The following is an 8,446-nucleotide window of genomic DNA, read 5'->3' as shown; positions in this document are numbered from 1 at the left end:
ATGACAAATAACAAATGACAAATGACAAATGACAAATGACCCTTTTTACAATCGACAAATACCCATAAACAAACCCTGGCACACACCAGTGAGAAAATCTAAATCCAAAGTCTCGATAGTGTCGCTGGGTTTGTGATAATGGGGATTTCGCATAAATGCTGTGTCTGTCACCATGATTGCTGGATAACCAGCATCCCAAAAAGGCGCGTGGTCGCTTCGTCGTGTTTGGGGAACGATTAAACCTCTATTGGGTACTGGTAGCCACTGGCTGGGTACGCCAACTTTGCGAATACTGCGGCTAATGGAGATGACATCACGAATCGTCCGCCAGTTGCCAATCAGAGCAATAAAATCACCACAATTCGGGTAGAATTTTTCCAGGGGGGGTGGATAAGTTTGTGAACCTGGTGTTTTATTGCAGTAACCCAGCATTTCTAGAGAAATCATTAAGCGCAGCGGTTGCTGTTCTTGTTTTAGCTTGGCTGCATAGTCAGTACTCCCGAGCAAGCCATATTCTTCCATATCGAAAGCAACCAGACGCAGGGGATGCTTTGTGGGTTGGGTCGCAAACATTCTCGCCAGTTCCAGCAGCACGGCTACACCTGTAGCGTTATCATCAGCTCCGGGTGTTCCCGGTACCGCATCATAATGGGCACCAATTAAAATAGGTGGCAAATCTCCCTTGGACGAACCAGTTGAAGGTAAATTCAAGATGAGGTTATTACAGGTTTTGCTACCGACGCTAAAGGTGTGGATTTCCACACTTCCCCATAGTGCAAATTGTTGACGAATGTATTCTTGGACGAAAAAATGTCCGGCACTCGCCAAATAGGGATCGCGATCGCAGGCTATGTGAGTGAGGTGATTTTCCAGTTGATTCTTGAGATTCACAAATAAACGTTCAAGTTCAAGTATCAAGGGTAAAGGATGAAAAACGTACTACAACACGAAGACAGAGCAGTTAAATTTATGCGTGGCGACCAAAAGCCGTCTAAACCACAGGTAGAAAACTCAAGTTTTGCTTACAAAGTTTACCTTATCCTTTATAATTCATCCTTTATCCTTCACATGACCGTGTAATTCAAAGCTTGCAAGATACAATAAATCAAGCATTAGTTCTAACAAATTAATTTATAAGACACTATAGGAGAACAAGAACGCATGGGCAAGGTAGTCGGCATTGACTTGGGTACAACCAACTCAGTAGTTGCCGTCATGGAGGGTGGCAAGCCGGTGGTGATTGCCAATGCAGAAGGAATGCGAACAACTCCCTCCGTGGTAGGCTTCACCAAAGAAGGCGAAAGAGTTGTTGGGCAAATGGCGCGAAGGCAAACTCTTCTCAACCCGCAAAATACTTTTTTTGCCGTGAAACGCTTCATTGGGCGTAGGTATGCGGAACTCAACCCAGAATCAAAGCGAGTTCCCTATACTATCCGCAAAGACGAAGTAGGGAATATCAAAATTGCCTGTCCCCGTATGAATAAGGAGTATGGCCCGGAAGAAATTTCAGCAATGATTCTGAAGAAACTGGCTGAAGATGCTAGTAAGTACCTGGGTGAACCTGTTACGGGGGCAGTCATTACCGTACCTGCCTATTTTAATGATTCTCAGCGTCAAGCCACGCGGGATGCAGGGAGAATAGCAGGCTTAGAAGTGTTGCGAATTCTCAACGAACCAACAGCTGCGTCCCTGGCTTATGGATTGGATCGCGAAGACAACCAAACAATACTAGTTTTTGACTTGGGTGGTGGTACCTTTGATGTATCGATTTTGGATGTTGGGGATGGCGTGTTTGAGGTGAAATCCACGAGTGGAGATACGCAACTCGGGGGCAATGATTTTGACAAGAAAATAGTAGATTGGTTGGCAGAAAAATTTTTGGAAGCGGAAGGGGTTGATTTAAGACGCGAACGTCAATCTTTACAGCGTCTTTTAGAAGCTGCGGAGAAAGCCAAAATAGAACTTTCAGCAGTCAGTGTTACAGAGATCAATTTACCGTTCATCGCTTCAACCGAAGACGGACCCGTACATCTTGAAACTCGCCTGACACGTTCGGAATTTGAAGCTTTGTGCGATGACTTGTTAGGGCGGGTGCGCGTCCCCGTTAAAAGAGCAATGAAAGATGCTGGGCTGACACCCGCAGACATTGATGAAGTGGTTCTGGTAGGGGGTTCCACCCGGATGCCAATGGTGCAGCAGCTTGTCAGGGCGATGATTGGCAAAGAACCCAATCAGAATGTCAACCCCGATGAAGTTGTCGCAGTGGGTGCAGCCATCCAAGCAGGTATCCTTGCTGGTGAACTAAAAGATGTTCTTTTGCTGGATGTGACACCTCTATCTCTGGGGTTGGAAACCATAGGTGGGGTCATGAAAAAACTGATTCCCCGCAACACCACTATACCGGTTCGCCGTTCCGACATTTTTTCTACCTCTGAAAACAATCAAAACAGTGTAGAAATTCATGTTGTTCAGGGCGAACGAGAGATGGCGGGGGATAACAAGTCTTTGGGACGGTTTAAACTGTACGGTATCCCGCCTGCACCACGAGGAGTGCCGCAAATTCAAGTATCTTTTGACATAGATGCTAACGGCATATTACAGGTGACAGCCCTAGATAGAACCACAGGTCGAGAGCAGAGTATTACAGTACAAGGTGCTTCTACACTAACTGAGGCAGAAATTAGAAAGGCAATTCAGGATGCTGAGAGATATGCTGAAGTAGACAGGCAGCGCAAAGAACGGGTAGAAAAGCGGACTCGTGCTGAAGCGTTAATCTTACAGGCAGAAAGACAACTCAGAGAAGTGGCGCTGGATTTTGGTATGCAATTTGCCCGCAACCGTCGCCAAAGAATTGATAGTATTTGCCGAGAACTGCGTGAGAGTTTGCAGGCTGATGATGACCGGGGTATTGACCAAGCATACGCTGACCTGCAAGATGCTCTATACGAGCTGAATCGCGAAGTTCGTCAGTATTACGCTGAAGATGAAGAGGATGACTTGTTTGGCACTATCCGTGAAATCTTTACTGGCGAAAAAGAACGGGAACGCGATCGCGATTACTATGGCAGAGACTATGGTAATAAGGACTATGGTAGGGACTATGGCGGTAGGGACTATGGCGGTAGGGACTATGGCGGTAGGGACTATGGCGATAGGGACTATGGCGGTAGGGATTCCGACAGAGGTGGTCGTTCCTCTTATGATGGGGGTTCTTCTCGCAGGTCTCGCCCCAGCTACCAGGATAATTGGGATGATGATGACGATTGGTTGTAAAACCTCTCGGTTATTTGCAGACAACGGATTGATTTTAGGGTGGGATTTCCCACCCGTAACCCTTGGGATTGTAGGTTCCAAGTTGAAGGCAGAATATATAGTTGAGTCAAAATTCGGATTTGGTTATCGAAAAGTGTATTAAATAAGTACGTAGTTCAAAAATTAATCAATAGCCATTAAGAATCATGCCACATACTTCAATGGTCACGCGAGCAAGATAGTGGCTTTAAAATCTAAAATCTAAAATCTAAAATCTAAAATTAAACAACTGACTATGCAGAATTTGCAGAATTTTCGCGATTATTACGAGATTTTGGGAGTCACAAAGGATGCCTCAAATGAAGAAATTAAAAAGAATTACCGGAAATTAGCGCGACAATATCACCCAGACCTCAATCCGGGAAACAAAGCAGCAGAGGAAAAATTTAAGGTGATCGGGGAGGCATATGAAGTTCTTTCCGATCAAACCAAGCGGGCACAATACGACCAGTTTAGCCGCTTCTGGAGACAAAAAGGTTTCGATAAGCAACAGCCAGGACAAAAAGATTCCAGTCCTTGGAATCGCAATAATGGTCGTAGTACTCAGGAGGTAGACCCTGGTAGATATCCTGATTTTGATAGCTTTATCAATCAAGTGATTGGTGTCGGTGTTCGTAGAGACAGCAGAAATGGAAACTCTTCCAATGGAACTGCTAGCGACCCCTTCCGTACCCCGAGAACCAAAGAATACGTAACAGTCAACTCCCGCCCCACTCGTCGGGATATAGAAGCAAGATTAACCCTCCCATTAGAAAAAGCGTACAAGGGCGGAACGGAGAGAATTCGTTTGGAAGATGGGCGTTCGCTAGAAGTGAATATGCCATCAGGTATGAGCACAGGTCAAACGATTCGACTGAAAAACCAGGGGATCAATGGCGGCGACCTGTATTTGAAAATCACTGTTGACCCCCATCCCTTGTTTAAGCTAGAAGGGTCGAATATTCTCTGTCAAGTTCCAGTCACGCCTACTGAAGCAGTTTTGGGAGGACAGGTGGAAGCACCAACTCTAGATGGACCAGTGAAAATGTCTATTCCTTCAGGAGTACGATCCGGTCAGCGTTTTCGTCTAGCTCACAAAGGCTATCCCAAGGAAAATGGCGAACGTGGCGACCAACTGGTGGAAATTCAAATCGTGGCTCCGAAAAATATCACCCCGCAAGAACGGGAACTTTACGAAAAGTTGCGTCAACTGGAAACTTTCAAACCCCGTGCTGATTTACTCAAGTAGGGAACAACGGTAACGATTTCGGAATTCTGACTGTTGATTGGTCGCTTCTAAACCAACGTTGTGGGTTTAAAATAAAAAAAATGTATGAACGCTAAGTGACTCAACAGCCGTGAACCAGAACGGGGTAATCCAACAAAGCAGCGAACCAACATATTACTCCCTGCTAGGACTGCATCCCTCGGCGTCAGCGATCGAAATCCGTCGCGCTTATCGGGAATTGAGTAAATGTTACCATCCAGATACGACAAAATTGCCAACTGCTATCGCGATCGCAAAATTCCAGCAACTTAATGAGGCTTACGCCACCCTAAGCAATCCAGAACGGAGGTTTAGCTACGATCTCAAAATTGGGTACTCCCGCTTTGGAGTTATTCAAGCACCATCAGACCTAGATCGTCCCGTTTCCAACCCCTATGACTGGTCTAAATCAGCATATCTTGACGCTAGCGATCGCCCCCTCTCTGCGGGCGAAATTTTTGCTTTGTTTATTCTTGGCTTAACTTTGTTGGGCTGTCTATTGCTAGCGATTGCCATTGGCTTAACCCGAGGCGAAGGTGCTTTTCAAACAAACCTGCAACCAACCACACCAGTCATACAGCAAAGGGCTGCTCATATTTCTCAACCAATCTCCAATGACAAATGACCAATGACAAATGACAAATAAACTTGATTTGTAACCACTTACTTATAACTTAAATATTAAATATAAATTCCTTTTTGACTTTTAACGTAACCTATGTCACTCCCTCTTCCCGAAACTCCCCTGTACAATCACCCTCTGCCTCAAATTGAGCAGTGGTTGAAAGACCAAGGCTGTGAGCAAGATGAAAACGAACTGCATTGCTGGCGCGTGCAGCGATCGAATTGGCAAGCCGAACTCTGTTTGGATATTGAGCAGATCGTCGTGAGGTATATAAAAGCCGGAGACGATGGGCAAGATATCCAACGTGCGTTCAAGTATTCCCTCAGCCGACAAGATGTAGAGCGAGCAGTTTTTTCTGGACCATAAATTATTAATGGTTAGTGGTTAGTGGTTAGTTTACTCCTACTAACTACTAACCACTAACTACTATCTACCAACCACCCTTGCTAAACTTTTCCAAACCTCCGGTCTCGCTGTTGGTAGGCGCAGAGGGCGCGATGAAATTCCGTGCGGTTAAAATCGGGCCAAAGAGTTTCGGTGATATAAATTTCTGCGTAAGCAATTTGCCAGAGGAGGAAATTTGAAACCCGCATTTCCCCACTGGTGCGAATTAATAAATCGGGGTCGCAAATGCCAGCAGTATAGAGGTGGTGTTCAAAGGTGACCTCATCAATATCTTCTGGCTGAAGTAAACCCTGCTGTACTTTGCTAGCAATTGCACGGCATGCCTGTAAAATTTCTTGCCTACCGCCATAATTTGTCGCCACTGTAAATCTGATACTGCGATTGTCCCTTGTCTGTTCCATAGAACGGGCAATTTCGTATTGGAGAGACTTTGGCAGAACACTCAAATTCCCTACAAACTGAATTTGAACATTTTCCTCTACCATTTCCCGCAGTTCTTGGCGCAAAACTCGCTGGAATAAAGTCATCAAGAAATCAACTTCTTCGCTGGGTCGTCCCCAGTTTTCTGTTGAAAAAGCATAAGCTGTTAATGCTTGAATTCCCCAATCTTTACAGCAACGAAGCAAATCTTTTAAAGCATCAACTCCTCGCTTATGACCCATAATGCGGGGTAGACCTTGACGCTTAGCCGGCGTGAACCTACTTACAGAGTGAGCGTACATCAAAACGGTCAAATTGTTATTGGTGCAACTTACACCAAAGCAATGGGCTTAAAGCCAGGTGATGAGTTTGAAATTAAGTTAGGATATAAGCATATTCACTTAATTCAAATCGATAGTGATAAAAAAATACTAACGTCAGATATGGATGACTCTGAACTAGATGAAGAGGACATAGAAGACGAAGATGACTTTGAGGACGACGACGAGGAGTAAATTTTCCTTATGGTAGAGATAGATTGAAGGCAAATGCTTTATTACCCATCCCTACCACTGGAAAACTTTAAGTGTTGTTAAGAAGTTAAAAAACTTTAGCAAGACAATACGCGACTTTTGCTGTCTTAACAAATTCTGGTAAAGGCTTGATTAAGAAGAGATAAAAACTATCTCAATGAGCAACCTCGAACAAAAAATAAAAGATGAACGACAAATCAAGTACCAACTCGAAGTATGAAATACTTTATACTTCGCGTCATCCTTCATGCTTCATTTTTGTTCAAAATTGTTCGTAAATAAACAAAGCTTTTGTCTTGCCTAGCAAGAAATTCATATGCAACAAGTCTGCCGTATTACTTTGCCAAATTTCACAGCCTTAATTGAGCCATCAATCAACTTCTTGCTGCCATCATTACAAGATGCATCGGCAGTGGTTGTTGTGGTGGCTTTTTTTATTTTTTGGCCAGTCTGTTGGTTGCCTTTTGGAGCAATGTCAGCTATCGCTGTTAAATGGAAACCTTTTCAACCTCTACAGCCAGAACAAAAGTTACCCCTACTTATTCCTCTCTACCTCCTAGCCCCCGCAATTGTTTGGGGTACTAATTGGTTGAGGCAAACATCAATGTCAGATTATGGGTTTTCTGGAAATATTTCCATTTTTTATTCTTTAGTTTTGGGGTTAGTATTGGGAGTATTAACCATAGTGGCTGTGTTTTCCTGCCAAATGTGGTGGGGATGGTGTTCTTTTCAAAGAACGAATCTTAAGCTTGTGCGACCTATTGTAATACCTATATTGTTGGTAGCCTTATTCGTAGGTGGTGTAGAGGAGTTAATTTTTCGCGGCTTTCTCTTTACAGAATTAGATAAGGATTATTCAGTTTGGATAGCAGCTTCCACTTCTAGCTTGATTTTTGCTTTGCTACATCTAATTTGGGAACAACAAGAAACAATTCCGCAATTACCCGGTTTGTGGTTCATGGGAATGGTATTGGTCTTAGCACGGTTTACTGATGGGGGTAGTATAGGCTTGGCTTGGGGATTGCATGCGGGATGGGTTTGGGCGATCGCATGTTTGGATACCGCACAACTCCTTGATTACACGGGTACAGTCTCTGAGTGGGTGACGGGTAAGAATAAAAAGCCTTTGGCTGGTGTGGCGGGAGTTGTTTGTTTACTGCTAACGGGGGCAATTCTCTGGCTAATGTCTAGCTATTTCTAAGGTATAAGAGAAGGCGGAAAGCACATACGCTTGGAATACAGGTTATTTCAGATCTAACAGCAAGGAGCAAGGCTAATGGCATATAGCGATTTTACTCTTGCAAAAGCTAAAAGCACATTTGGCTTAACTCTGGATGAAACTCACAATTTGTTTCAAAATCTAGCAGGAGTGCAACCTTCGGAATTGCTCAGAGGGTTGCTTGATGAAAATTTACCCTTAGCCACTGCTATTAATAGTGAAAAAGCCCGCTCTGAATTCCTTATTGCTCCTATCTTATCTGAAGTCAGACGAAAACTGAGTTATCAAATTAGCCTGTTTTCAGGTACAGATTTTAACATTGACCAAGCTCAAGGTCTAACAGGATACTGTGATTTTATCCTCAGTGCATCAACGGAACAGTACTTTGTTAGTGCTCCAGCCTTAACAGTCATTGAAGCAAAAAATGAGAATATTATTGCAGGGCTAGGTCAGTGTGTTGCGACAATGGTTGCTGCTCAAATCTTTAATCAAAGAGCAGAAAATAATATTAAAATTATTTACGGAGTGGTGACAACTGGGACTAACTGGAAGTTTCTCACTTTACAACAAAATAAAGTCTATATAGATTTAATTGAGTACTACATTAATGCAGTAGACAAGATTATCGCAATCTTATTGCAACCTTTTCAGGGTTCTTTATCCACAACTCCACTCTCATAAAACCC

At 43.7% G+C, this 8,446-nt stretch carries 8 protein-coding genes and 2 pseudogenes; 8 read left to right on the top strand and 2 right to left on the bottom strand.

Features of this window, described 5'->3' with window-relative positions; genetic code table 11:
• Nucleotides 1–45: 45 nt before the first annotated feature.
• On the bottom strand, nucleotides 46–891 hold the full coding sequence (locus ACYRY3_RS08110) for a M20/M25/M40 family metallo-hydrolase (RefSeq protein WP_460201189.1): 846 nt from the start codon (nucleotides 889–891) through the stop codon (nucleotides 46–48).
• A 36-nt stretch (nucleotides 892–927) separates the two neighbouring features.
• Between ACYRY3_RS08110 and ACYRY3_RS08105 the strand changes: the two genes are divergently transcribed.
• The 5 genes from ACYRY3_RS08105 (at nucleotide 928) to ACYRY3_RS08085 (ending at nucleotide 5,549) form a co-directional block, all read left to right on the top strand.
• A complete protein-coding gene (locus ACYRY3_RS08105) occupies nucleotides 928–1,080 on the top strand; it encodes a hypothetical protein (protein ID WP_460201185.1) in 153 nt (50 codons plus the stop codon).
• An 81-nt stretch (nucleotides 1,081–1,161) separates the two neighbouring features.
• Complete coding sequence (gene dnaK / locus ACYRY3_RS08100) at nucleotides 1,162–3,273, top strand: molecular chaperone DnaK (RefSeq protein ID WP_460201184.1); 2,112 nt, start codon at nucleotides 1,162–1,164, stop codon at nucleotides 3,271–3,273.
• 274 nt (nucleotides 3,274–3,547) lie between these two features.
• Complete coding sequence (locus ACYRY3_RS08095; protein ID WP_460201183.1) at nucleotides 3,548–4,540, top strand: DnaJ C-terminal domain-containing protein; 993 nt, start codon at nucleotides 3,548–3,550, stop codon at nucleotides 4,538–4,540.
• Between the two features lie 127 nt (nucleotides 4,541–4,667).
• Nucleotides 4,668–5,183 (top strand): J domain-containing protein, encoded by a 516-nt coding sequence (locus ACYRY3_RS08090; RefSeq protein WP_460201188.1) that lies wholly within the window; start codon nucleotides 4,668–4,670, stop codon nucleotides 5,181–5,183.
• Between the two features lie 93 nt (nucleotides 5,184–5,276).
• Entirely contained in the window at nucleotides 5,277–5,549 is a 273-nt protein-coding gene (locus tag ACYRY3_RS08085) for a DUF3143 domain-containing protein (RefSeq protein WP_460201182.1), read from the top strand.
• Between the two features lie 80 nt (nucleotides 5,550–5,629).
• Here the strand turns inward: ACYRY3_RS08085 and uppS are convergent.
• Nucleotides 5,630–6,277 (bottom strand): annotated as a pseudogene (gene uppS / locus ACYRY3_RS08080) (polyprenyl diphosphate synthase); the annotation flags it as partial.
• A gap of 3 nt (nucleotides 6,278–6,280) precedes the next feature.
• On the opposite strand from uppS, the pseudogene ACYRY3_RS08075 reads away from it, so the two are divergent.
• The 3 genes and pseudogenes from ACYRY3_RS08075 to ACYRY3_RS08065 form a co-directional block, all read left to right on the top strand.
• Nucleotides 6,281–6,523 (top strand): annotated as a pseudogene (locus ACYRY3_RS08075) (AbrB family transcriptional regulator); the annotation flags it as partial.
• A 334-nt stretch (nucleotides 6,524–6,857) separates the two neighbouring features.
• A complete protein-coding gene (locus ACYRY3_RS08070) occupies nucleotides 6,858–7,742 on the top strand; it encodes a CPBP family intramembrane glutamic endopeptidase (protein WP_460201181.1) in 885 nt (294 codons plus the stop codon).
• Between the two features lie 75 nt (nucleotides 7,743–7,817).
• Nucleotides 7,818–8,441 (top strand): hypothetical protein, encoded by a 624-nt coding sequence (locus tag ACYRY3_RS08065; protein ID WP_460201180.1) that lies wholly within the window; start codon nucleotides 7,818–7,820, stop codon nucleotides 8,439–8,441.
• Nucleotides 8,442–8,446 lie beyond the last annotated feature (5 nt).

It is taken from the genome of Scytonema sp. NUACC21, from assembly GCF_054684315.1.
The sequence above is the reverse complement of the archived record's forward strand: the minus strand, read 5'-3'. Positions and strand labels throughout refer to the sequence as shown.

What these genes read in the sequence shown, in the direction of transcription:
- ACYRY3_RS08065 (WP_460201180.1), top strand. Translation starts at nt 7,818, where the DNA reads ATGGCATATAGCGATTTTACTCTTGCAAAAGCTAAAAGCACATTTGGC.
- ACYRY3_RS08095 (WP_460201183.1), top strand. Translation starts at nt 3,548, where the DNA reads ATGCAGAATTTGCAGAATTTTCGCGATTATTACGAGATTTTGGGAGTC.
- ACYRY3_RS08070 (WP_460201181.1), top strand. Translation starts at nt 6,858, where the DNA reads ATGCAACAAGTCTGCCGTATTACTTTGCCAAATTTCACAGCCTTAATT.
- dnaK (WP_460201184.1), top strand. Translation starts at nt 1,162, where the DNA reads ATGGGCAAGGTAGTCGGCATTGACTTGGGTACAACCAACTCAGTAGTT.
- ACYRY3_RS08105 (WP_460201185.1), top strand. Translation starts at nt 928, where the DNA reads ATGAAAAACGTACTACAACACGAAGACAGAGCAGTTAAATTTATGCGT.
- ACYRY3_RS08085 (WP_460201182.1), top strand. Translation starts at nt 5,277, where the DNA reads ATGTCACTCCCTCTTCCCGAAACTCCCCTGTACAATCACCCTCTGCCT.